This window comes from Flavobacterium sp. KMS (genome assembly GCF_000813005.1).
Classification (GTDB): Bacteria; Bacteroidota; Bacteroidia; order Flavobacteriales; family Flavobacteriaceae; genus Flavobacterium.
Map to the genome: position 1 here is coordinate 1 of NZ_JSYP01000012.1, position 25,614 is coordinate 25,614.

The 25,614-nt window shown below is 30.1% G+C and carries 25 protein-coding genes; 15 read left to right on the forward strand and 10 right to left on the reverse strand.

What is annotated here, in order from left to right; translation table 11 throughout:
• The 6 genes from OA93_RS13340 to OA93_RS13365 form a co-directional block, all read right to left on the reverse strand.
• Positions 1 to 587 (reverse strand): hypothetical protein (locus tag OA93_RS13340; protein ID WP_039113859.1); only part of this gene is annotated, 587 nt, incomplete at its 3' end.
• Positions 588 to 854: 267 nt separating this feature from the next.
• A complete protein-coding gene (locus tag OA93_RS13345) occupies positions 855 to 3,050 on the reverse strand; it encodes a peptidase domain-containing ABC transporter (protein ID WP_039113860.1) in 2,196 nt (731 codons plus the stop codon).
• On the reverse strand, positions 3,047 to 4,039 hold the full coding sequence (locus tag OA93_RS13350; protein ID WP_039113861.1) for a hypothetical protein: 993 nt from the start codon (positions 4,037 to 4,039) through the stop codon (positions 3,047 to 3,049). Before OA93_RS13350 ends, OA93_RS13345 begins: the two co-directional genes overlap by 4 nt.
• 3 nt (positions 4,040 to 4,042) lie before the next feature.
• The gene (locus tag OA93_RS13355) at positions 4,043 to 5,395 is read right to left on the reverse strand and encodes a radical SAM protein (protein WP_039113862.1); all 1,353 of its coding nucleotides are present in this window, start codon (positions 5,393 to 5,395) and stop codon (positions 4,043 to 4,045) included.
• Positions 5,396 to 5,450: 55 nt separating this feature from the next.
• Positions 5,451 to 5,630 carry a hypothetical protein gene (locus tag OA93_RS13360; RefSeq protein WP_039113863.1) on the reverse strand — a complete coding sequence of 60 codons (180 nt, stop codon included), beginning with the start codon at positions 5,628 to 5,630 and terminating at the stop codon, positions 5,451 to 5,453.
• 145 nt (positions 5,631 to 5,775) lie between these two features.
• Positions 5,776 to 8,172: a TonB-dependent receptor gene (locus OA93_RS13365; protein WP_039113864.1), complete on the reverse strand. Its 2,397-nt coding sequence runs from the start codon at positions 8,170 to 8,172 to the stop codon at positions 5,776 to 5,778.
• A 286-nt stretch (positions 8,173 to 8,458) separates the two neighbouring features.
• Between OA93_RS13365 and OA93_RS13370 the strand changes: the two genes are divergently transcribed.
• The 4 genes from OA93_RS13370 (at position 8,459) to OA93_RS25095 (ending at position 13,644) form a co-directional block, all read left to right on the forward strand.
• On the forward strand, positions 8,459 to 10,687 hold the full coding sequence (locus OA93_RS13370; protein ID WP_039113865.1) for a lantibiotic dehydratase family protein: 2,229 nt from the start codon (positions 8,459 to 8,461) through the stop codon (positions 10,685 to 10,687).
• Positions 10,688 to 10,693: 6 nt separating this feature from the next.
• Positions 10,694 to 11,560 carry a thiopeptide-type bacteriocin biosynthesis protein gene (locus OA93_RS13375; RefSeq protein ID WP_039113866.1) on the forward strand — a complete coding sequence of 289 codons (867 nt, stop codon included), beginning with the start codon at positions 10,694 to 10,696 and terminating at the stop codon, positions 11,558 to 11,560.
• Positions 11,557 to 13,263 carry an AraC family transcriptional regulator gene (locus OA93_RS13380; protein ID WP_039113867.1) on the forward strand — a complete coding sequence of 569 codons (1,707 nt, stop codon included), beginning with the start codon at positions 11,557 to 11,559 and terminating at the stop codon, positions 13,261 to 13,263. Before OA93_RS13375 ends, OA93_RS13380 begins: the two co-directional genes overlap by 4 nt.
• A 228-nt stretch (positions 13,264 to 13,491) precedes the next feature.
• Positions 13,492 to 13,644 (forward strand): hypothetical protein, encoded by a 153-nt coding sequence (locus OA93_RS25095; RefSeq protein WP_165572111.1) that lies wholly within the window; start codon positions 13,492 to 13,494, stop codon positions 13,642 to 13,644.
• 162 nt (positions 13,645 to 13,806) lie between these two features.
• Here the strand turns inward: OA93_RS25095 and OA93_RS13385 are convergent, their stop codons facing one another.
• The 4 genes from OA93_RS13385 to OA93_RS13400 form a co-directional block, all read right to left on the reverse strand.
• Positions 13,807 to 14,007 carry a dodecin family protein gene (locus OA93_RS13385; RefSeq protein ID WP_039113868.1) on the reverse strand — a complete coding sequence of 67 codons (201 nt, stop codon included), beginning with the start codon at positions 14,005 to 14,007 and terminating at the stop codon, positions 13,807 to 13,809.
• A 298-nt stretch (positions 14,008 to 14,305) separates the two neighbouring features.
• Positions 14,306 to 14,497 (reverse strand): cold shock domain-containing protein, encoded by a 192-nt coding sequence (locus tag OA93_RS13390; RefSeq protein ID WP_035621148.1) that lies wholly within the window; start codon positions 14,495 to 14,497, stop codon positions 14,306 to 14,308.
• Positions 14,498 to 14,805: 308 nt separating this feature from the next.
• Entirely contained in the window at positions 14,806 to 15,138 is a 333-nt protein-coding gene (locus OA93_RS13395; RefSeq protein ID WP_039113869.1) for a YegP family protein, read from the reverse strand.
• 173 nt (positions 15,139 to 15,311) lie between these two features.
• Complete coding sequence (locus tag OA93_RS13400; protein WP_039113870.1) at positions 15,312 to 15,872, reverse strand: outer membrane beta-barrel protein; 561 nt, start codon at positions 15,870 to 15,872, stop codon at positions 15,312 to 15,314.
• A gap of 302 nt (positions 15,873 to 16,174) precedes the next feature.
• Here OA93_RS13400 and OA93_RS13405 point away from each other — a divergent pair, with 302 nt between their 5' ends.
• From OA93_RS13405 to OA93_RS13455, 11 genes are all read left to right on the forward strand, one after another.
• Positions 16,175 to 16,579 (forward strand): GNAT family N-acetyltransferase, encoded by a 405-nt coding sequence (locus OA93_RS13405; RefSeq protein ID WP_039113871.1) that lies wholly within the window; start codon positions 16,175 to 16,177, stop codon positions 16,577 to 16,579.
• Positions 16,580 to 16,764: 185 nt separating this feature from the next.
• A complete protein-coding gene (locus OA93_RS13410; protein WP_039113872.1) occupies positions 16,765 to 18,339 on the forward strand; it encodes a family 10 glycosylhydrolase in 1,575 nt (524 codons plus the stop codon).
• A complete protein-coding gene (locus tag OA93_RS13415; protein ID WP_039113873.1) occupies positions 18,323 to 19,858 on the forward strand; it encodes an MFS transporter in 1,536 nt (511 codons plus the stop codon). The genes OA93_RS13410 and OA93_RS13415 overlap by 17 nt, the downstream gene beginning before the upstream one ends.
• Before the next feature lie 23 nt (positions 19,859 to 19,881).
• Positions 19,882 to 20,223 (forward strand): hypothetical protein, encoded by a 342-nt coding sequence (locus OA93_RS13420; protein ID WP_039113874.1) that lies wholly within the window; start codon positions 19,882 to 19,884, stop codon positions 20,221 to 20,223.
• A 28-nt stretch (positions 20,224 to 20,251) separates the two neighbouring features.
• On the forward strand, positions 20,252 to 20,704 hold the full coding sequence (locus tag OA93_RS13425) for a GNAT family N-acetyltransferase (protein WP_039113875.1): 453 nt from the start codon (positions 20,252 to 20,254) through the stop codon (positions 20,702 to 20,704).
• A complete protein-coding gene (locus OA93_RS13430) occupies positions 20,704 to 22,314 on the forward strand; it encodes a glycoside hydrolase family 3 N-terminal domain-containing protein (RefSeq protein ID WP_039113876.1) in 1,611 nt (536 codons plus the stop codon). The genes OA93_RS13425 and OA93_RS13430 overlap by 1 nt, the downstream gene beginning before the upstream one ends.
• A gap of 135 nt (positions 22,315 to 22,449) precedes the next feature.
• Positions 22,450 to 23,088 carry a peroxiredoxin gene (locus OA93_RS13435; RefSeq protein ID WP_039113877.1) on the forward strand — a complete coding sequence of 213 codons (639 nt, stop codon included), beginning with the start codon at positions 22,450 to 22,452 and terminating at the stop codon, positions 23,086 to 23,088.
• A 169-nt stretch (positions 23,089 to 23,257) separates the two neighbouring features.
• On the forward strand, positions 23,258 to 23,566 hold the full coding sequence (locus OA93_RS13440) for a thioredoxin family protein (protein WP_039113878.1): 309 nt from the start codon (positions 23,258 to 23,260) through the stop codon (positions 23,564 to 23,566).
• 121 nt (positions 23,567 to 23,687) lie between these two features.
• Positions 23,688 to 23,945: a hypothetical protein gene (locus OA93_RS13445; RefSeq protein WP_035621165.1), complete on the forward strand. Its 258-nt coding sequence runs from the start codon at positions 23,688 to 23,690 to the stop codon at positions 23,943 to 23,945.
• A 777-nt stretch (positions 23,946 to 24,722) separates the two neighbouring features.
• Entirely contained in the window at positions 24,723 to 25,220 is a 498-nt protein-coding gene (gene tpx / locus OA93_RS13450; RefSeq protein WP_039113879.1) for a thiol peroxidase, read from the forward strand.
• 10 nt (positions 25,221 to 25,230) lie between these two features.
• Positions 25,231 to 25,611, forward strand: a complete 381-nt coding sequence (locus OA93_RS13455; protein WP_039113880.1) for a diacylglycerol kinase family protein — start codon at positions 25,231 to 25,233, stop codon at positions 25,609 to 25,611.
• Positions 25,612 to 25,614 lie beyond the last annotated feature (3 nt).

Sequence of the window (25,614 nt, forward strand, 5' to 3'; positions counted from 1 at the left end):
GTAAACTGATCGACAATTTCAAATTTCCCTTTATCATTAACTTTATAATTAACATAAGGATGAAAAGGCTTGCCTGATTCAATTTGACAATGAATAACACCCTTTTTGTCTATATATACTTTGGATGTGCATTGACAGATTTGTTGATTGAATTTTGATAAATCTAGAAAATCTATTAGCTCGTCTTTTGAATTATAATTTAATAATGTGTAAACTGACTCTAGAGTTGAAAGTATTACTGTATTATAATTTGAATTCAAATTGATTCTTTTTTTTATTTTTATCCATTCAAATTCTTTTTTATCATTATATCCTAGTTTTTTTAAATCACCAGAACTCTCACTGTTTAAGGAAATTTTCTTAAACAATAATGATTTATATTGGTATTCATTTTTACCAAAATCAATATCTTCACCTAAGTCATCTCCATTATAGTCAAGTCTTAATGTATCTTTAATCTCCAATAATTCTATATTCCCTATACTCAAAGCATTGTTTTTAAATGCTTCTTTTGTAGATTCATTTTTACATCCGAACACAACAAATAATGTGCAAATAATTGTTATTCTATAAATAATACCATTCATAATAATTAAATATAATTTTATCCTCCTTTTTAAATGATTAGATAATATTGACATTAAATGTGTTATTTAATAATTTATTGTGCCTGAGAGAGAACATTAATAGGGAAATAAGCAGTACAATTGTAATTAACCTGACTCTAAAAAAAATCCTGTAAAGATTATTTACAGGATTTTTTATTATATTTTCTAAAAGTAAGCATTTAAAAGTATTTTAATCAAAAAATAAATAGGTAAAATTTCTTGTTCGTCAACTCATTACTAAAGCGTTTAATTTCCTAATTCCAATTGGTTTTTAACTAATTTAAAATAGTCAGCTTTGTTGTAAACCAATTCAGAATGATTTCCTTGTTCTACAATTTCACCATTTTTAAGTACTATGATATTGTCAGCATTTTTTACAGTGCTCAAGCGATGCGCGATAATGACGACTGTTTTTCCTTTAAAAAATTCTTGTAGATTATCATGAATAATTTTTTCATTTTCAGCATCAAGTGCAGATGTCGCTTCATCAAAAAAGATATAATGCGGATTTTTATAAATTGCCCGTGCAATTAATAAACGCTGTTTCTGGCCACCTGAAAGTCCATTTCCTGATGCTCCAATTTTTGTATTATATCCAAGAGGTAATGTCTCGATAAAACTTTCAATATTTGCAATTTTAACTGCTCTTTTTAATTTTTGTTTATCAATGTTTTCATCTCCAGTAGCTATGTTTCTTTCGATAGTATCTGAGAAAATAAAACCGTCTTGCATGACTACACCACAATTTTCACGTAAACTTCGGGAAGAAATGTCGATAATATTTTTAGTATTAAACAATAATTCACCTTGTGTAGGCTCGTAGAACTTTAATAATAATTTTAATAAAGTGGTTTTTCCACTACCACTTGCACCAACAATGGCAGTAATTTTTCCTTCGGGGATACTAAAATCAATATTTTTTAGTACATATGGAGATTTGGGGCCTTCATATTGAAAACTTAAATTTTGACCTTTGATCCCTAAAGGAAAACAATTACTAATATCTCTTATTTTTAAAAAATTATTATTTTCTCCTTCTTCTGTTGGATGGTTTTGTACCTCGTTAAGTCGTTCTAAACTTAATCGTGCATCCTGAAAAGAACGGAAAAAACTAACAAGCTGATTTATCGGACTATTCATTTGCCCTACGATATAGGATACACTCAAAAGTTGTCCTAATGTCATTTGCCCTTTAACTACAAATGATGCAGCTAAAAAAGTGACTAAAATATTTTTGAATTGATTTAGAAATTCAAAACCAGATAACTGAATTTGATCTAATTTTAATATTCGGGTATTAATTTTAAATAATTTCTTTTGAATTTCTTCCCATTCGTTGCGTTTGAAATCTTCAAACTGGTTTAATTTCATTTCAGTTACTCCATTGATGATTTCCAGAATAGATTCCTGGTTTTGGCTTCGTTGCTGGAAATGAAAATAGTCTAATATTTTTCGTTTTTTGAGCCAATAGAATGACCAACTAATAGATACTACAGTCAAAATAAGATAAACCACTAAGATGGTAACATCATAATACCAAAGTACTCCAAAAAACACGGAAAAGGTAATCATCGAAAAAAAAGTAACTAGACTTTGAGAAGTCAAAAAGTTTTCTATACGTTCATTATCCTGTATTCGTTGATTAAAATCTCCAGTCATTTTAGTGTCAAAGAACTTAATAGGTAACTGTAATAATTTTTTTAAAAAATCAGATATAATGCGAATACTTATTTTTGTTCCTATAAAAAGCATCAACCAATTACGAATTATTTCTATAGTTATAGATCCAAAAAATAAGCCGAGTTGTGCTAAAAGAATAAGACTTATTATGTTCAAGTTTTTCTTACTTACTCCATTATCAATAAGGTTTTGAGTTAAAAACGGAAAAACTAAAGTTAGGGCGCTGCCTATTAATAACATAACAAAAAGAAAAGCTAATTGTTTTTTGTATGGATTTAAGTAGTTATAAATATATTTAATATTTAATTTGTCTTCTTTTGGAGGAGTTAATTTATAGAAAGATTCAGTAGGTTCTAGGAATACTCCAATTCCACAATCGCCATCAGATAACCATGATTTTTTAAATTTTTCTTCTGTTAAAGCGACAAAACCATGACCTGGATCAGCAATTTTGTAAGACTTTTTTTTTGTAAATAGATTCGTTTTTATTTTATTAAGAACCACAAAGTGATTTTTATTCCAATGAAGAATGCAAGGCATAGGCATTCCATTAAGCTTTTCAATGGTTAGCTTAGCCGTAAGAGTCTCAAAACCTATTTTGGTTGCAGCTTCTTTAACCCCCAATAAAGAAATTCCTTCACGTGTAATAAAAGAATGTTCTCTTAGGTATCGTAAAGAATATTTTTTTTTATAAGCACTTGCAACCATACATAAACAAGCGGGGCCACAATCCATTTGATCTTGTTGGGGTATAAAAATCATTTAATGTTTATTTTGGATGCTTTTTGAATTTTTTCTAGAATATTTTTATCATGAATTTGGTTTGTAAAAGTAGCTGTCAATGCTTTTACATTTTGTATTGAATCCTCAGATTGTAAGTACAAGAAACTTTTATTTTGAAGCGCATTTAAAACATATATTTTAAAAAAAGCATATTTATAGTCTTTCTTTAAAACATCTTTTAATAGTAAAGCTATGTCTTGAGAATTATCGTTAATTAGGCTAACTAAAGCTAACCAATCGTTTAGATATTTATTTTCTGTATTATGTTTTTTTTCATTTAATGATTTACAGAAAAAATCAAAATCAAATGATTGCGTATCAGTAGTCATTTGTGTCACCAAAAATTCAGTAAAAATCTGCATTAACATTTCTTCTTTATATTGAAGTTTTGTCTGATTTAATATCGAATTTTTTAAGTTATATTTATTCTTTATTGGTTCTACTTCCAAAAGAATATGTTCTATTATAGCAATGTTTAAATCGATATAATCGCTGCTTTTGTTTGCTCTTAAAAATAGCCTAATAACATTATGGATTTGCTGAATTTTGGCAGCATAAATATCTGGATATTCTTTTTCAATAATTTCGATGTTCTGAATTGCCAAAAGCAATAACTCTAAAGCTTTTTCATAGTTTTTGTCTTTATATACTCTAAATGCCAGATTAGGGTATATGTATACATTTAAATATAGTTTTGCTCTTTCATTTAAATCAGAATTATTTAATGCTTCTAAACCTTTTGTATAGAAATAATCTGCTTTTGTTAACCTGTTTTGCTTACACTCATTTAATGCTTTAGAATAATAACTCCATATTAATTGGATGTCCATTCTTTCAGTTAGCTCAAACTGATTAAAAACAAAAGAGGTGAATAAATCATCAAAACTTATGGCTCCTGATTGATTATCATTTATAAAATCAGAATTTACAATGTCTGATAATGATAAGGAGATGTCATCTTTTCTCATGGTTTATGCTATTTGAGTAATATTATCTTCTTGAATTAAATAGTTTGCCAGCATTAGTCTGTCTTCAATGTTTAATTTCATACTTGGACATGGAGGAATTCCATCTTTCCATGATTTTGGGCATCGTCCTCCACATAAAGGCAAAATTTTGCATGATGTACACCAATAGCCATTGCTTTTATCCTGAATTTCATCATACCATTTTGTATAAGGTCTTTCTGCGTATTCTTTAACCTCGGTAAAACTGGTTTTTAAATCTCCTATTAAGTATTCGTCTCCATACATAGGTACCAATGGAATTTCGGTGCAATTAAAGATTTTTCCGTTGGGATCTATTAATTCATAGTTTGGCGTAACTGCCGAACATACTACATCTTTTGTTTGTGGAATGGAGTTAATTTCAAATCCTACTTCATGAAGTTTTAACAAATAATCGATTTCATTAATCGCATATTCTTCTTTAGTATTTGTTAAATGCGCATCGTTGCCCCAGCTATATACAGGAGCTGTATAGAAAATAACTTTGTCTTGTAGATTATTTTCGGCTAATAATTCTATTAAAGGAATTACACCTTCTTTATTAGTGTCGTCTACGTTGCATCGTATTTTTATATAACATCCATTAATAGGGTAGTCCTTTAAACTTGTAATGGATAAAATGTTATTGAATATGAGGTCAAACGTAGGTTCTTTTGCTTTTGTATCTCTTCTAGTATCATGAAACTCTTTTATACCATCCAATGTGATTTCTATAGATGTACAATTAAATTCATGGGCTAATTCTTCGTAGATATTACTTTTAAGAGAGAGTCCATTAGTAACAATATGAGATCTATAAATAGCATCATTGCTCTTTGAAATCTTTTTGGCAAAAGTATTAACCAGTCTCATTTTATTTAACGCCATTAGTGGCTCTCCTCCGAACCAACTTATGCGGAATTCAGAAAAGGGTTTACTGCTAAATAAATGTGTTAATCTCTTTTCTATCAACTCGACAGTATCGTCTTCCAGTTTTTTCTTAGAATGGACTTGTCCACAATAAGAACAGCCTAACTGGCAATTTCCAGAACTCATTACGGTAACGTGTAGATAACCATCTTCTGCCGTAGCGTCTAATTTAGCTTTCTCACAAAATTCGCTTAACTCATTTAAATCTTTTGGAACTATGATCTCAGCGATAATTAAATTATTAATTATATCTAAAGGGATTTCATCAAAGTCCTCTTCTTTTAAAAGGTCAATAATTTTTTTGTCAAGATTATAAGCTTTTGAAGTTTTTGTTCCGAAAATAACACAAACATTTGTATTAGGAATTGGATCCGTAATGATAGTATAATAGGATAATTTATATTTCATGATAAGTTAAATTTTATTTTAGGGGATAAGCAATGCCTATCCCCTAATTAAGAAATTATTTGCGGATTTCTATTTCTACTTTTGGATTACATCCTGAACCATTGCATCCTGACCCATTGTTTGCTGGAACTGCACCACCAATAATTTTTCTTAAAGAATCGTTTAATTCGATGATTTCAAAAGATTTAGTTGTAGTTAAACCTGAAAGCTTATTTTTTAAATTTGAATTTTTCATTTTATTAATGTTTTTCAATTGTTAAATAATTCAAGAGAACGATTCTCCTAAATGGTTAATTAATTTGCTTGCAAGCGGAGATATTTAAGCTTCCTTTCTCTTTTCATTGGCCACTGAAAAAATACTTGGAGAATTAAATCAATTATTATTTTCCAGCTCTGCTTTTTTCATCCTGATTTCCTAAATCACGACTTTTAACAGAGATATCACTATTCCCAAAATTGTATTTTAATGATATTCTAAGATATCTTTCATCATAATAGTTCTTAGAAATTTGTTTGATTCCATTTGTCACATATGTATATTGAGGTCTATTGCTGCTAAATACATCATAGACATTAGCTGAAATTTGTAATTTCTTATTAAGAGACAATATTTTAATCCCAAAATCAAAAGAAGAATAATCACTAATGGTGTATATTCCGGAGAGTGCAGGGTAGAAATAGAAGTAGCTTACCTCTGCAAAAAAAGTTTTATTTTTATTTAAAGTGAATGTATTGGTATTTGTAAAATTAGATCCCCAGCCAGAAAATTTAGGCTGTACATAAATAGACTTAGTATTGGTCTCGCTATAGTACATCGTTAAATCGGCGAAATAGTTCCACCAGCTAGTAAAATTATATGTTAGTGATATATCAAATCCTAAATCGGTTTGGTCAAAATAGTTAAGTCTTAGAAATTTTTGAATTTTCTGCCCATCTATTACTTCAAAAGTTGATAGTTGTCCGAAACCATTTTCTATTTTGGATACGTAAATAGTACTATTTAAGATGTTATTATAGGAATGTGATATCTGAAAATTATTTGTAAAAGATGGCTGAAGAAATGGATTTCCTTCTGAAAATAGGTTTGAATTGTCATACCATCTAAAAGGATTCATTTCCCAATAAGATGGTCTTCCAACTCTTCTGCTATAGCTTAAATTAAAAACATTCTTTTCATTAAGTTGATAGGAGAGGTAAGCACTCGGGAAAAATTTTATATAGTTGTTTTTATTAGTCTGGTTTAGTATTTCAGAAGTACCAATAGTTTGAGTAGCTTCCATTCGTAGTCCGAATTTAGATTCCCATTTTTTGCCTAGTTTCTTACTTGCTAAAGCGTATAAAGCCTGAGTATTCTCTTTATAATTAAATACATTATTTTGTGATGGATCTAAAATTGCATCTCCAGATGTTAAATCATAAAATGAGGCATCACTCTTGTTATTTGTAAAACTAACTTTACCACCAAAAGATAAATCAGCAAATCCATAAGGCATATCAAAATCAATTTTAGCCGAATAATTACTAATATCTTGATTGCTTAGGTTATTACCAATAAGAGAAGAGCTTTGCGCAGGATTATTATTGTACGAATTAAAGTTTTTATCTTTATCTTCTTTAAAATTAAAGTAATCCAGATCTATCGAGAATTTTTTTCCTAAAGTGTCAATAAGAGTTGTTGAGTAAATATTTATTGAGCTATTATTGTTTTTCTTGGTATCATCTCCTGTAGTATTAATATCATAGAGATAGTTATTAGAAACAGATTCATTTATAGTTGTTATATTAGAGTTCTGCTTTTTTAATTTTCCAAGGCCGCCTAAATATTGTATTCCTATATCTGTTTTCTTTGTGAGTTTATAATTTAAATTCAACGAAGAATTAAAGAAAGTATAGGAGGGTTTATTTTTATTTATAGAATTCCAGGTCTCTGTTGGGTAAAAAAAGGTTAAATCCTCTTTATCAAGTGCACTTCCTTTTCTATAGTTAATATCAAATAACAAATTCAGTTTGTTTTTTTTGTATGAAAAATTTCCGCCAAGACTACCCGTCGGATACGTTTGTTGTAGATATGTACTCCGTAATGTTGTGTTCCAACTGTCTTTTAATACCTTTTTTAGCTTAATATTTAAAATACCACTATTTCCTTGAGCATCATATTTTGCTGGAGGTGTAGAAATAACCTCAATACTTTTTATATTATCTGAAGGAATCGACTTTAGAAAATTAATCAAATCCTCTCCAGAAAGTTGTATTAACCTATCATCAATCATTACAGCCATACCACTTTTGCCAATCATTGCAATAGAGTTGTTTTGTACTCTTATTCCAGGAGTAACTTTTAAGGCATCAATAGCATCGCCTCCTATCGCCGAGATAGAATTTTCGACATTGAAAACTAATCTGTCTACTTTTCGAACCATAATCTTTTTTTGGGTCTTTACGACTACTTCACTAAGTTTCTCTTCTTTCTCAATTACCTGAATAGATTTAAAATCGATATTGTCTATAATGTTTACCTTCTTTTTCCATAAAACGGTACCCATTTGTTTTATTTGTAATAAATAATTACCAACTTCTGTAAGTAGTATAAAATCACCATTACTATTGGTCATTTCGCTTTTTATTGCGGTTGAATCTTTATCTATCAATAAAACTTCAGCAAACTCAATGGGATTATTTTTAATATCTACCACTTTCCCCTTTATTTTTACTTGTGCTAATAAAGAAGGACTATAAAACAGGATTGCGGCAATTAGTATTCTTGTAATTCTAAACATAAAGTTAGATCCTGTTTTTTGTGATTTTCTGTAATCAAAACTAGATTAACAACTTATTAGATGCAAACTATGGTAGTCGACATTTATAAATATCGTGTCTGGATTTATAAATTTTTGGAATAAAAAAATGTAATTGCTTGATTTTAAAGGGCGTTTTAAAAGTATTTCATTGCGTATATTAATCAGGTTTTAATATAAAATGAGAGGATAGTCTAAAATAAATGCTTAATTTCGGTATTTTAATTATTAATATTCTTACTTTATTGTTGATATACCAAAATTGCAGATGAATTTTTCCTTTTTTTCTTCTTTAATAATACGTACGCCAGCTTATTCAATTGATTTTTATAAAAATCTTACAAAAGAACTTTCAATTGAACCTGATGTTATAAAAGAATTAGTAAAAGATTCTCAAATAAACGAAGCATTATATTTAGCATCGCCCGAATTATATTCGGAAATCCAAAAATGGTGCAATCAAGAAGATTATGCTATTTATAAAAGTGAAAAAATTAAACTTTCTGTACTAAAATATCTTATTCGAATGTCTACTCGATGTACTCCATTTGGGCTTTTTGCTGCATGTGGTTGTGGGAATATTGGCGACGTAACAAAAATAAGTGTCGATAGTAATTCTGTAGATAAGGAAAATTATTTTTATCGAAAGACACGTTTAGATATGCAATTTGTTGCTAATTTATATAGCAAATTAGCCGGAGACTTGACTATTCAGGATCAATTGCTTTTTTATCCAAATAGCACGCTTTATCAATTAGGGGATTTTTACAGATATGTAGAATATACATTAGAAAATAATAGCCGGAAGTATTCTCTTGAAGCATTAAAGCGAACAGATTATCTGGATTTAATTGTACAAAAAGCCAGTAACGGAATATCTAAAGAGGAGTTGGCAGGCTACTTAATGATTGAAGATATCACCAAAAATGAAGCTTTAGAATTTATTGAAGAATTAATTTATAATCAGATTTTGGTTTCAGAATTAGAGCCAAAACTTACAGGAAACACTTCTGTTAATGATTTAATAAGCGGAGCCAAAAAAGAAAGTGAAGCTGCAATTAAATTTGAAACTTTGATTAATGAAGTTGAGAAGCAATTACAGGATATTGACACAAAATTAGGAAACGATATATCTTATTATAGAGACATAGAAGAAAGTCTATCCAAAACAAAAATCTCTTTTGATAAAAAGTATTTATTTCAAGCCGATTTATTTCTCGAGTCTAAAGGATTTGAACTAGAAAAAAAATATACATCTGAATTATATAATGCGATAAAATTTTTGAATAAAATTTCAGAAAGACCCAAAAATACACCCTTAGAAAATTTTAAAAAAGCTTTTATCGAAAGGTATGAATATGAAATGATTCCGTTGGTTAAGGCATTAGACATAGAAACAGGAATAGGATATTTACAAAATAATAATTCTGATTCGACTCCACTATTAGATTGTATAGAAATAAAACAAAAAACAAATAGCGAGAATCATCAAATAAGTTTGAATAAAGTAGACAAAATCATCTACAATAAATTGCAAAATGCCTTACAGAATGGTAAATCTAGTATTGCTTTAGAGTATTCTGATTTTAAAAATGAAGATTTCTCGACTGAAAACATGCCAAATACATTTTCATGTGTTTTTGAAATCGTTGAAGAGGCAGGTAAAGAATGGATTGTAATCCAGAGTATAGGCGGTTCTAGTGCAGCAAATTTATTAGCCCGATTTTGTTATGGAAATGAAGGCGTAAATAGTTTAGCAAATGAAATCACACAATTTGAATCTGAAAGTTTTGCTAATAAAATCATCGCAGAAATAATTCATTTACCAGAATCAAGAACTGGAAATATATTAAGAAGACCAAGTTTTAGAACTTATGAAATACCGTATTTAGGTCAATCAAACGTACAACTCTCAAATCAAATAAATATTGAGGATTTAATGGTATTTGTAAAAAAAGGCAGATTGATTTTGTGGAGTAAAAAACATAACAAAGAAGTGATTACAAGACTAACAAACGCTCATAATTATTCTTATAAAGCATTACCCATTTATCAATTTTTATGCGATATGCAATTTGAAAATTGTAAATCAGTAATAGGATTTAATAATAAATTTGAGAGGCTTTTTGATTACTTGCCAAGAGTAACGGTCGGGAATTGTATTATTTCTAAAGCTAAATGGATCTTTAATAAAAACAGATGTCCGGATTTTTTTAAAATAGTGAATGATAAAACAAATTTCACTCCAGATTTAGTTCGTTCAGCTATTCTTTCTATGAATATAAAAGGGTTTCAATATCTGTCATTAATCGATGGAGACAATACATTAGTAATCAATCTTGAAAATGATACTTGTATTGAAATGTTAATTGAAACAGTTAAAAATAAAACACAATTTATTTTAGAAGAATTTTTATTCCCTTCTGGCAAAGTAGTTAAGGGGGAAATGGGCAGCTATGCAAATCAATTTATTGTTGGTGTAAAAAATAAAACCTAAGTAACGATGCATACGCAAAAAGTAAAGAGAAGTTTTATTCTGGGAGAAGAATGGTTATACTATAAAATTTATTGTGGACATTATTCGGCAGACCTTGTTTTAGCTGAAAGTATCTTGCCAATTGTTAATGAATTGGTTCAAAAAGGACTTATTGTTCAGTGGTTTTTTATACGATATAATGATCCTAATAATCATTTGAGATTACGTTTTCAAATAGAGAACCTAGATAATATTCAAGTAATAATAAAGTTAATGCAGACGCATTTTAGTGAATTAATCAAAAAAGATTTAGTGAGCGATATTGTAACGGCAACTTATAAAAGAGAGATTGAGCGTTACGGTGAATCAACTATAGAACTTGTTGAAAAATTATTTTATTATCACAGCGAAAAAATAGTAAATTTAATCACTAATACCACACCTCAGGAAGATGAAATCGCTAGGATATTTGCTTCATTACAAATGATTAATGATTTATTAGAATGTTTTAATATCCCTTTAAATAATCGAATTAGTTTTGTGAAGACTATGCAAGAAGATTATAAGAGCGAACAACACATTGAGAAAGAAAATAATAAGAAGTTAGATTTTTTATATCGAACTTACAGAAATGAAATCATATTATATTTACAAGAAAAACAAGAGCCCGCTTACTTAGAAGGATTAATTGACTTAGTAAAAATAACCCAAAAAGAAATCGAGGTAATAAAAGAAATAATAAGTATGAAATCGTCAACTAGTTTAGAAGATTTTATTTCATCACTTATCCACATGAATGTCAATCGTATTTTTAGATCAAAACAAAGACATTATGAAATGATGTGTTATGATTTTATGAACAGATATTATAAAAATATAGCAGCCAGAATATGAAGAATTCTATATTAATTATTTTACTATTATTTACAACTGCGCTTTTCTCTCAAAAGGAAGAAACTTTTGTTATTCCAGATTCACTCAAGAATATATCTTTTAAAGAATTGGATGAACGTTTTGAGAATTATTTTATAGATAAAAAAACGAAAGCCCTTTACGCTAATGTGTATTATAAAAAATCTAAACTACAAAGGGATAAAATAATCCGGGCTAATGGATTGTATATGGCAGCAATGACTACTGCCAATGACACAGCTGCGTTACAATACGCTGATACTATCATTGCATTAACTAAGAACAGTAATGATTTTAATTATCCTGCTAAAGGATATATATTAAAGAGTAATTTTTTGATGAAAAAAATGGATTTAAAGTCTTCATTGGCTAATATCCTGGAAGCAGAAAAATATTCTTTACAGAAAGGAAATATTGAACAAAATTTATTGGTTAATCAGCAAATTGCATTAATTAAAATTGAACTTGGAAAATCAGAAGAAGCCTTACCACTTATAATAAGAAATTATAATCATTTTAAATCTAAGAACATACATTCTATCGATTATGTATATACTACCTGGGTTTTGGCAGATATTTATATTCGTTTAAAAAAAATAGATACCGCACTATATTACATTAAAGATTTGCAGAAACAAATAAAGTCGGATAATCGATTTTATAAATATTTGATAATGTATGAAGGAATTTGTTATAGTTACAAAAAGCAATTTCGGGAGAGTACTATTTTATTAGACAAAGCTATTATAATGCTAACTCCAACCAGTGATAAATTGAATTTAGCAATTAGTTATTATTACAGAGGTAAAAACAATTTGGAAAACGAAAAAGACATAGATAAAGCTATAAATGATTTCGAAACAGCAGATTCCATATTGGTTAAGAGTGGTTTAAATACAGCAGATTTACGCAATAATTGTATCCAATTAATTGAAATATACAAGAAATTACAAAATAATGAAAAGCAGTTATATTATTTGAATCGTTTGCTTGAGATAGATTCTTATATAAGCAAAAATGATATTATTTTAGGAGAGCAGATAAACAAAAATTATGATACACCTCATTTATTATTACAAAAGGAAAAAGTAATTTTAAAAATAAATCAGGAAAAAAGAATTTACATTGGTATTGGTTTCATCGTTCTTATAGGACTTGGGTTTTCTCTTTTTTATTTATTAAAAACAAAAAAAGAAAAACAACTTTATGAAAAAAGAGTAAATGAATTACTCGATATACATAATACAGAAAATAAAAGTAACGAAATAGAAAAGCCTGTTTCAGATATCGTTATTGAGCCAAATGAGAATGCCCAAAAAACAATTGTTCTGCCAAAAGAGAAAGCAAATGAAATTTTGGAAAAAATCGCGGAATTCGAAAAAAACAAAGGTTATTTAGAACCAAATATAAATCTGGCAGATTTTGCAAAAAGACTAGAAACGAATAGTACTTACTTATCCAAAACAATTAATCAATACAAAAATAAAAACTTCAGTCAATACATTAATGATTTAAGAATAGAAGATACTATTACAAGATTAAGAGAGGATAAAAAGTTTAGAAATTATTCGATAAAAGCTATCGCAGAGGAGGTAGGTTTTAGTAATTCAGAATCTTTTTCAAAAGCCTTTTTTAAGAAAACAGGATATCAGCCATCTTATTTTATAAAAAATGGAGAGCAATAATTAGTAAAATTGCTTTTATATATTTAAAAGTGTTGACAAACTATTTTAATCTTATAGATTTCTCAAACCACTATAAATAATGCGCTTTTGGGTAAATATCTTATATATTGTAGTATGTAGATTGTTGAAATTTATGGGCGAAATTTATAAATTCAGACTACAAGAGTTTTTAACTGATTACAGGAGATAGTATATTCACTTAAAATAAAAAAACTTATACTAAAAACTATGAAAAAGCAACAAGTTAAAACGGTTAAGAAATTATCTTTGGATAAATTTAAAGTAGCAGAATTTAAGAATATGAAAGCAATTATTGGAGGTGATACCGACGAGGAAAAAATAAAAATTACGCCTCCAACGAATTCAGGCCAACACGGATAATATCGTTAAATAATAATATGCCTAAATATTAAAAATGAAATTATTATAGAAGCGTGATTGTTAATTCCAATAAAAAAAATCCTGTAAATACAATTTACAGGATTTTTTTGTTTTTAGTTGGCACTTTAATTCAATTGTTTTCGTGTTAATAATCCATTTGCACTATTCGAGTTCGAATGTTATTTTTAGATTTACTCTAAACTCAGTGACTTTTCCATCTGAGACTGTTACGCTCTGTTCTTGAACATATGCAGAACGAATGTTTTTTAAAGATTTGGATGCTTTGCTAACTGCTTTCTGAGTTGCATCTTCCCAACTAGTGTCTGAACTAGAAAGAACTTCGATTACTTTTAATACTTTCATAATTTCTATTTTTTTAAGGAGAATAAATTTACCTCTTTTCTTTTGAAATTTAGTTCTAAAAAAAAATTATTTGTATTTAAAGTAAAGATTTTCAGTTGTTTATGATCGTTATTTTTGTTGAGTGTTAAAATGATGAAATTAATTCCACAAAAAAAATCCTGTAAACTATGTTTACAGGATTTTTTTGTTTCTTAAACTGTTGTGAGTAATGTGTCGGGTTTTATTATTGAGAGTATATCGAATATTATTCTTTTATCTTCATATTTAAACCAATAGGTAATCGTAATTGATGTGAGTATTAAGCTACTGTAACCTCAACTGCGTTTTTACCTTTTTTTCCGTCAACTACTTCGAATTGAACAGAGTCACTTTCTCTAATTTGTTCTTTTAAACCTGATGCATGAACAAAAATGTCTTGTCCTGTACCTTCTTCTGTAATGAATCCAAATCCTTTTGCTTCATTGTAAAATTTTACTACTCCTGTTTTCATAATTTATATTAATTTTATTAGTAAATGTACTCTAAAAAAATATTTAACTAACTGATAGTTAGTTTTTATTTTAAAAAAGAATTTTATATATTTTAACGTTTAGTTAAGGATTAAGACTGATATTGAGTTTTTTGGACTATTTTTTTAACAGAAGCGGGAGTTCAAGCCTAGATCATAGTCGCATCCTTTTTCTTGCCAAAACAGAAAGATATAGCGTAGAGGTAGTCCCAACACTTCGGTAGGTTCTAAAAATAAAACCACCCGGTAAGAGTGGTTTTGGTATTTTAAGAGATATGTTTAAACTATTTTTAACTAGTTTGATCATCTATAGTTGCAGTAGGTGCATTGGTTTTTACCGATTCGATTCCGTTGTCTCTTGCAGCTACGCTTTCGTACATTTCGCTTGTTCCGATGATTTGACCATTGGTTGCCTTTAGGTTGAAATAAGGTTTACCATTAGTTGATGTTTTTCTGTCAAATTTTGAATCGTCTTGTGAATTGGTTTTTACTGATTCGATGCCATTTAAACAACCTGCTTTTGCCGAATATCCTTCGCTTGCAAGAATTGTTTGTCCGTTACCAGCTTTTAAATTAAATTGGAACTCTCCGTTAGTTCTTTTCGTGATTACAAATTTTCCCATTATAGTATGGTTTAAGGTTAAAAATAGTTGTTTTATTTTATAAAAATACAAAAGAAAATTATTCCAGAGATTATGAGAAACAGTAAAATATTTAATTTTTTTGTGGAAGGGTAAAAAAAACGAGAACCTAATTTTAAAGTTAAGTTCTCGTTTATATGATAAGGTTATTTTCTTTAGAATTTGAATCCTAAGCTGATATTCGAAACAGCTGTTTTTGCTTTTAAACCAGATGCATCAATATCTGTAACTCCTGCTAAATATCTGTAATCTAGCGTGAATTTCCATAAATCGACACCAACTCCGCCAAGGAAACTATTGTTGTTCTTAACAATGTCGATATAGTTTAGGTCATTACTCATATCTATATTAGAATAATTTTTCCAGTTGTATCCACCAAAAATCCTTACGTTTCCTAGTTTTCCTAGAGGAACGATTTTAAAACCTACAATAAGAGTAGCTTCAGTTCCTGATAGTTTATAATCGGTATCGGCAATTCCTGTTTCAGAAACAGTAAATTTAGATTGTGCATATCCAAATTCAGCTTGTCCATAAAGCATTAATACATTTACTCTGGCAAATCCTCCAAAACCTACCGAAGTTCCTGAACTATCGGAGCTATAATCATCTGTTAGTATAGAAGTTATGTTAGAAGAAACTATAGGGCCAAATTGTATTAATTGGGCAAAACTGTTTGCACTGATACATAATAGCGTGATTAAAAAGAACTTTTTCATACGTGTGAATTGTTAGTGTAATTATTATTTAGACATTAAAATTAAATATTATAAACTGAAATCGAAAGATATATCTTATTTATTTTTTATGGTTTTTTTAAGAAAGTGTTTTGTATTTGTTTGAAATATAGTAGAATGTGTTTTTTATTAATATGATTTATAAAGTGAAAGTGCATATATGTTAGAAGTTTAATATAGGTGAATTCTGTAAAAAATTATAAAAGCTTTGTGAGTCAAACCAGATTCACTTGTAATAATAAATTCTAAATTTGGGTTCTTGTCCAAGTTAAAGAAAAGTAATTATGATAATCAAGGAAATTCAAGCTTTAGAAACTTGGGGAATCAGGCATAAAGTGATGTGGCCCGATATGCCTTTTGAATTTGTACAATTAAAGGAAGACGATTTAGGTGTACATTTTGGGTTATATAATGAATCTGAACTCGTTGCTATCGTTTCTTGTTTTGGGGATAATGAGGAAATGCAATTTAGGAAACTAGCAACATTAACAGAACAACAAGGGCAAGGTTATGCAACAAAGCTTTTAGAATATATTTTGCAACGTGCTAAAACTAATGGTATAAAACGAGTTTGGTGTAATGCGAGAGTAAACAAAAAGTCTTTTTACGAGAAATTTGGATTAATAGATACTCAGATAACCTTTTTTAAGTCAGGGCAGGAGTTTACCATAATGGAAGTACGACTATAAAATCAGATTTGACTCTTAACGAAAACAATTATATTTGGTTCATATATAGTTGTTTAATTAAATGTAGATTCTGTTTAGGTTTATTAATGCTTACATTTCTGTAAGTTATAAATTTTTATTAATAAATTATCCTGTAAACTTCACTAAAAAAACTATTTTTGGTTTCTGTATAAATTAAGATTGAAATGCATAAAAATCAGCACGTAATATTATTTTTTTTATTTTTTATATTTTCAGGGTGGAGTGTAACCGCTCAGAAAAAAGAACAACATCCTAAAAACGAATTTAGAGGAGTCTGGATTGCAACTGTTGTTAATATTGACTGGCCTAAAAGTAAAATTGATGGTGGAGAAAAACAAAAAGCTGATTACCTCGAAATTCTAGATACTTATAAAAAACTAAATTTTAATGCTGTAATTGTACAGATACGAAGCGTTGGAGATGCTTTTTATCCTTCAGAGTTAGCACCTTGGTCGCGCTATTTGACAGGAAAAGAAGGTCAGGAACCAAAACCAAATTACGATGTTTTGGCTTGGATGATTGAACAAGCACATGCTAGAGGATTTGAGTTCCATGCCTGGATGAACCCATACAGAGCTGCATTCGACTTAAAAAAAGATAGTTTAAGCCCGAATCATGATATAATCAAACATCCAGAATGGATGATAGAATATGGAGGAAGAATATATTATGACCCTGCCTTGCCCGAAGTTCAGAAGCACTTAACTACGATTGTAGAAGAAGTTGTAGAGAATTATGATATTGATGCAATACATTTTGATGATTATTTCTATCCTTATGCAGTTCCTGGAAAACAATTTAACGATACAGCTTCTTATAAAAAATACGGGAATGGTGTTAGTCTAGCCGATTGGCGTAGAGCTAATGTGAGCAGCTTTGTTCATACTATTTCGACAACGATAAAAACTTGTAAACCTTGGATACAATTTGGGATTAGCCCTTTTGGAGTTTGGCGAAATAAATCCAAAGATCCAAAAGGTTCAGATACACAATCGACATCTAATTATGATGATTTATACGCAGATCCTGTTTTATGGATGGATAACAAATGGATCGATTACATAATACCTCAACTGTATTGGAGTATGAATAATCCGAGAGCTAATTATTCTAAACTAGTAAAATGGTGGTCAGAAAACTCTAATAATGTTGCTATTTATATCGGCCATAGTCCGTATAAAATTAGAGCCGATAGTGATAAAAGTTGGAATCTTGCAACAGAAATTCCTAATCAGGTTGATTATGCCAGAAGTTTTAGTAACGTAACCGGAAGTGCTTATTTTAGTGCAAAACTGCTTATAAACAAAAATCAGGATGTAGTACGTCTTTTGGCAGAGAATCAATATAAATATCCTGCGATTCCGCTTGCAGTTCCTAATCTTAGAAAGGTAGTGGCCGATGTTCCTACAGTAAGCGAGTTTACAAAAGATAGTGTTAATTACTCATTTAAAATTACCTATCCGCTGAATACCAAAGTACGTTACATTGTAGTTTATGGTGCCGAAAGTGAGGCAAAACTTGATATAAATGACGCTACACAAATTATAGATAAATTGACAGTTCATGAAATTGATGGAGCTATTTATTTTGTTCTTTCAGAGCGAACAATGAAAAAGTACAAAGCTTGCGCAATCACATTTATCGATTATTATGCAAACGAAAGTACTCCAACTATTATAGATTTAAAAAAAGGATTTAAAATAAACGTAGCTGAAATAACAGATGAAAACAGAAAATAAACCTTGGTTTTGGATTCCATTCTTGAATTTTGCATCTGGATTACCTTATGCGGTAATTATTTCGGTTTCGGTACTTATGTACAAAAACTTAGGGATTACAAATGAAGATATTGGTGTTTATACCAGTTTATTATACCTGCCTTGGGTAATTAAGCCATTATGGAGTCCGTTTATAGAGTTGAACGGAACCAAAAGAAAGTGGTTTTTATCGATGCAATTAATTATATCGATTGCGTTTTTAATTGTCGGATTCACCATTCCGCTAAATAATTTCTTCATATTAACCTTAGCTATATTTTGGGTTGCGGCTTTTGCCTCGGCATCTAATGATATTGCGAGCGATGGGTTTTATTTATTGGTTTTACCCAAAGACCAACAATCTTTTTTTCTCGGAATCCGAAGTACATTCTACAGACTTTCGATGTTGGCAGGAAACGGATTAATTGTGCTTTTAGCAGGTTATCTGGAGCACAAATACGGAGATAATCGTAAAGCATGGTCATATACGATGATTTTTGTTGGTTTATTAATGACATTTATAACGACATACAATTATTTCTCGACACCAAGAACAGAAACTAATGCAGCAGGAACTGCTAAAGAAATTGCAGATCAAAGTTTTGCTTCCGTTTTTGCAAGTTTCTTCAGAAAAAGACAAATTGTACTAGCACTTGCATTTATCTTATTATTTAGATTAGGAGAATCTCAATTAATGAAAATGCTAACGCCATTTTTAGTAGATCCAATAAAATATGAATTAGTCGAAACAAGTTCAGATGAAAGTCAGGTTAAAGCTTTAGCAATTTATAATTCAAAAATTAAGACAGGAGAAAAATTATCTGATGATGAATTAAAATTAGTGTATGCTAAATTACCAATTCAGGTTGAGAAAAGAAATTCGAAAAATCTATTACAAGAAGTAGAAAATAAAGATACTAAAGAATATAAAAGCCTAAATAAGCCCAGGATAGATTTTGTGAATCAATTAGTAACTAGCAAAGGAAGCAATAAAACAATTGAAAAAGGCGGAATGGGATTAGATACCGAAGATATTGGTTTAATCTACGGAACCTTCGGATTAATTGCATTAATGCTTGGTGGGGTTTTAGGCGGAATTGCTATCTCAAGGCATGGACTTACTAAATGGATGCTTCCTATGATCCTAACAATGCATTTACCTATTATTGGTTTTATATTATTGGCTTATTTTCATCCATCCTCTATTTATTATATCTATGCTGTTGTAATTGTAGAACAGTTTGGTTACGGTTTCGGATTTGCAGCCTTTATGATGTATTTAATTTATGTTGCCGAAGGAGAATCAAAAACGTCACATTATGCTATTGCAACAGGATTTATGGCACTTGGAATGATGTTACCAGGGATGGTAAGCGGATATATTCAGGAATATTTAGGATACGGAAATTTCTTTATATGGGTATTTTTGGCAACAATTCCGGGAGTAATACTTTCCCGATTTTTATTCTTTCCAAAAGACTTTGGTAAGAAGATAGAATAAGATTTAATTAGAATATAACGCCCATGGAAATCAATGAAAACATACAGGTTGAACGTAACCTGAAAGCAATTGAATTTGAAAAAGCAGGAGAGATTGAAAAAGCAATTGCGTTATACGAAGAAAATAGTAATGAAGGTTTTAGAGGAAATCACTCTTATGATAGATTGGCAACTATTTATAAAAACCAGAATGATGTAGATAATGAAATTCGAGTGTTAGAAAAAGCCATTCTAATTTACGAAGAAATTACGCTCGAAGATAGAATTGAAGGAATGCCAAAACTTTTTAGGTTTAAAAACAGACTAGAAAAAGCATTGCAAACCAAAGCACTACTTGCAAAACAGAAGAAAAAGAAGCTTAAATAAAACAGGAATTTTATAGTTTTTTATCATCATGATTACATTAAAAAGAACAACATCAGACAATATCGATTTTACAAATCTGGTTTATTTACTAGATCAGGATTTAAAAATTAGAGATGGAGATGATCACGATTTTTATAATCAGTTTAATAAAACCGATAAAATAAAACATGTAGTTGTGTACTATGAAGATGGAGTAGCTGCAGGTTGTGGCGCTTTTAGGAGATATGACGATCAAACTGTCGAGATTAAGAGAATGTTTGTGCATCCTGATTATCGCAAAAAAGGAATCGCATATAGAATTCTAGCCGAATTAGAACTTTGGGCTTCAGAAATAGAATACAAACAAACCATATTAGAAACTGGCATAAACCAACCAGAAGCGATATCGCTATACAAAAAAGCAGAATATTCAATAATACCAAATTATCCTCCATATGATGTTATGGATAATAGTGTATGCATGAAAAAAACAATTAACTAATGAGCAAAATACCACAAACATTGCAACAAAAAGTAGGACAGTTTTTCTTTCCTGCAGTTTTTATAAATGATACCGAAGAAAATATTCAGGAAACTGAACGATTAATACGAGAATATAATATCGGCGGATTGACTTTTTTTCATAGTCGAGCTAGTGCTGCAACAAACTACGAAGGCAATAAAAAAATCGTTTTTAACGATGATAGTTACAAACAGTTAAAAGAGAGAATAGAGCGTTTCCAGAAATGTGCTCCAACACCACTTTTAATAAGTATCGATGCCGAGTGGGGATTAGCAATGCGAGTAGAGAAAACACCACAATATCCTTATGCAATTACCCTTGGAGCTTTGCCAGAGAGCAAATCAGATTTGGTTTACGAAGTAGGAAAACAAATAGGGCAAGACCTTAAATCGGTAGGGATTCAGTATAATTTATCACCATTGGCCGATATAAATAATAATCCAGATAATCCAGTTATAGGGTATCGTTCATTTGGAGAGAACAAAGAAAAAGTTTCCCATTTTGCTTTAGAATATCTAAGAGGAATGTCAGATGTTGGAGTTTTAGGTTGTTTAAAACATTTCCCCGGACACGGAAACACCAATGTAGATTCACATTTGGGATTACCAGTTCTAAAAGAAACATTAGAAGAATTACTAGAAAACGAATTATATCCATTTATAAAAGGAATCGAGCATAATGTCGATTCTATTATGATAGGACATCTTGCAGTTCCAGCTTTAAATTCAGGAAAAGATACCTCAGCAACATTATCAAAACCTATTATCGAAACCTTATTACGAGAACAATTAGGTTATGACGGATTAGTGATTTCGGATGCATTAAATATGCACAGCGTATCAAAATTATATGATGTAAAAGGACAACTAGAGTGGGAGGCATTTAATGCAGGAAACGATGTGTTGTGTTTTGCCGAAAATGTACCCGAAGGAATTCAGGCAATTCTAGAAAATGCTTCGCCAGAACGTATCGAAGAAAGTTTTAACAGAATCTGGAAATGCAAAGAAAAAGCAGGAATCCTTAATGAGGCAGAAGCAGGTTCAGGAATTCTGGATTTTGAAAAAACAGCTTTATTAAACGAAAAAATAGCACAAAACAGTATCACAAAAATTATAGATAATTCTAATACCGAAACTGTTTTTAAAGCACATGCAAATAATACACTTGCCAAATTAAGCTTATACAAAAGCGTAGACAATGATTTCTTTAAAACATTAAATACACAATTAGCGAGCCCAGAATTTGCAATCGAAGTAGGTAATACTACAATTTCTTCAGTAGAACAGGATTTAGAACCATTCGATACAATTATCATTTCGTTATTTGTACCAAAAGCAAAACCACTTAATAATTTCGATATCGAAGAATCGGTTTTAGAACTTTTAGGGAAATTATTGAAAACCAAAAAATGTATACTTTACGTTTTCGGGAACCCGTATGTTTTACCAATAATTCCTAATGCAAAACAAGCTTTAGGACTTATCGAAGTATATCAGGATTTTATTACGTTTCAAAAAAATGCAGGAATTCAACTTTTAGAAAATTCTAATTGTATAGGGAAATTACCGGTAAATATTGAGCTTCAATAAATTATAAAAACACTTTTTTCTATCATAGCTAAAGTTTATTAATGGATAAATTTTTATAATCACATCCTATTGCTTCCGGATGGGTTTATGCATTACTTTTGCATCAAATAAATAATTAACTTAAAAACGAAAGATATGTCTTTAGTAGGAAAAAAATTCCCAAGTATTGCAATTGATGCCATCTCAGAAATGGGAGATAATTTAAAAATCAATATTTTTGAAGAAGCAGTAAACAAGAACAAAAAAGTACTTTTGTTTTGGTACCCAAAAGATTTTACTTTTGTATGTCCAACAGAATTACACGCTTTTCAAGCTGCATTACCAGAATTTGAAAAAAGAAATACAATCGTAATCGGAGCTTCATGTGATACAAACGAAGTGCACTTTGCTTGGTTAAACACTCCAAAAAATAATGGTGGAATTGAAGGGGTAACTTACCCAATCTTAGCTGATACAAACCGTAACTTATCTAACATTTTAGGAATTTTAGATATTGATTCTACAGAATACAGCGAAGAAACAGATTCAGTTATCATCGAAGGTTCAAACGTAACTTACAGAGCTACTTACCTAATTGATGAAACAGGAAAAATTTTCCACGAAAGTGTTAACGATATGCCATTAGGTCGTAACGTAAACGAGTACTTACGTATGGTAGATGCTTACACACATATCCAGGAAAAAGGAGAAGTTTGTCCTGCAAACTGGGAAGCTGGTAAAGAAGCAATGAGCGCAGATAGATTAAGTACAGCTGAGTATTTAAGCGCAAACTAATTTTTTTTAAGGTTCTATGTTCAGAGTTGCAAAGTCTCTAAGATTTAAACTCGAACACAATAGAATCTTAATAAATTACAATCTCAAAATAAAAAGTCACAAGGTTCTAAGGTCTAAAACTTAGTGTCTTAGAACCTTTGCGACTTTGAACCTTTAAAAAACAAAAGAAATGTTAATCGAATTAAATGAAGATACTTTAGCAGATTTAGTTGCTAAAAATGAGAAAGTTGTCGTGCAATATTCGGCTTCTTGGTGTGGAAATTGCCGCATAATGAAACCAAAATTCAAAAAATTAGCTACAGAAAACGAAGGCTTAACTTTTGTATTGGTAGATGCCGAAAATTCACCAGAATCAAGAAAATTAGCTAATGTGAGTAACTTACCAACATTTGCAACATTTGTAAATGGTAAATTGGTAAACGAAACACAAACCAACAAACAAGAAGTATTAATCGAGTTAGTAAACGAGATTATTTAAAGTTTTTTTAGTTTAATGTTTAAAGTTGACGAACTTAACAGTTAAACTTCATCGAGCAATTTTTACTCGCAAACTTTGAACCTTAAACTTTTTAAAACCTTAAACTTTAAACAATAAAAAAATGAAATTACCAGTAATAAAACAATTAACGCAGTTTATAGAAGAAAACGATCAGGATTATATCATCGAAACTATTGAAGTTTTGGAGGCAATGACCGAAATTCCATCATTAAAAGATGAAGAATTAGATGTAATCGGCGAATTGATTTCTAATATGTACGGAGCATTAGAAGTGCATAAAATGGTAGTTCAGGGAACTGATAAAAAAGAAGCATTAAATACGTTTATGAAACGTGTTTTAGGATCAATCGATAAATAATTATTAGGCTTAAAAGGTTAAAAAAAATAATTATTATTAAAAACGCATTCTTAACGGGGTGCGTTTTTTTATTGCCTATAATCAAGCTTTGGGCGAGCCACCATTAAAAAAAGGGGCAAACCAAGCAAATCTACATACGCCCCTTTCCTTAATGGTGTCGGGCTGTTTGCGCTACTTCGGTAGCCAGCGACCATCCCTCTCGCGGAGAAAAGAGAATAGAAGAAAGAGAATAGAAGAAAGAGAATAGAAGAAAGAGAATAGAAGAAAGAGAATAGAAATAGAGTATAAGCTATATCTAGAATAGAGTATATACTATTAAATAAAATTAGTAATGATATCGTAACTGTAGAGGCGCACCGCAGTACGTCTACCACAATCAAAATGACACAAAGTTTTCCCCGCGCACAGGTAGAGGCGCACCGCAGTGCGTCTACCACAATCAAAATGACGCAAAGTTTCATCGTAACCTTTGTCAAAGTAAAAAAAACTTTGACAAAGGATTCCCGCGCACAGGTAGAGGCGCACCACAGTGCGTCTACCACAATCAAAATGACACAAAGTTTTCCCCGCGCACAGGTAGAGGCACACTGCAGTGCGTCAACACAATCAAAATCACGCAAAGTTTTGATTCAGCCTTTGTCAAAGTGAAAAAACTTTGACAAAGGTTATGTATACAACGACAAACGTACACTAGGAAACAATCCCTAAACCGATAACAAATTCTTTTAGATTCAAATTTTAATCCTTACTTTTGAACCTCATAAAAAAACAAACAACATGGCATCAATAACATTAGGAGGAAATCCAATTCATACATCAGGAGAATTACCAAAAGTAGGTTCACAACTAGCTGATTTTAAATTAGTACAAAATGACCTTTCGGTTGCTTCATTGAGCAATTTTGCTGGTAAAAAATTAGTTTTAAATATTTTTCCAAGTATCGATACAGGAACTTGTGCAACTTCAGTTAGAAAGTTTAATGAGAATGCAAGTAATCTTGAGAACACTACAGTTTTATGTATTTCTAGAGATTTACCATTTGCTCAAAAACGTTTTTGTGGTGCAGAAGGATTAGAGAATGTAGTTAATTTGTCAGATTTTCAAGAAGGAGCTTTTGGTAAAGCAAACGGATTAGAAATCGTTGACGGACCATTAACAGGTTTACACTCAAGAGCGATTATTGTTGTTGATGAAAACGGAAAAGTTACACATACAGAACAAGTTGCAGAAATTGCAAATGAGCCTAATTACGAAGCTGCATTAGCTGCATTATAAAATCCAAAGAATGGAATTTAAAAAAGATAATTCTTTTTTTAAAGGAAGATTAAAAAGCGTTACCTATGCTTATAAAGGAGCTGCAAAGCTTATAAGCACAGAGCATAGCGTAATGGTGCAATTTTCATTAGGAATCATAATGACAATTGCTGGATTTTATTTTCATATTACAAATACCGAATGGCTTTTTCAAATATTAGCCATCGGTTTAGTATTAAGCGTGGAAGGATTGAATACGGCTGTAGAAAAAGTAGCCGATTTTATTCATCCTAATTATCACGAAAGAATAGGTTTTATTAAAGATATTGCTGCAGGCGCAGTGTTTTTTGCAGCAATGACAGCAATAGCAATCGGATTAACAATATATATACCATATATACAAAATATTTAAGCG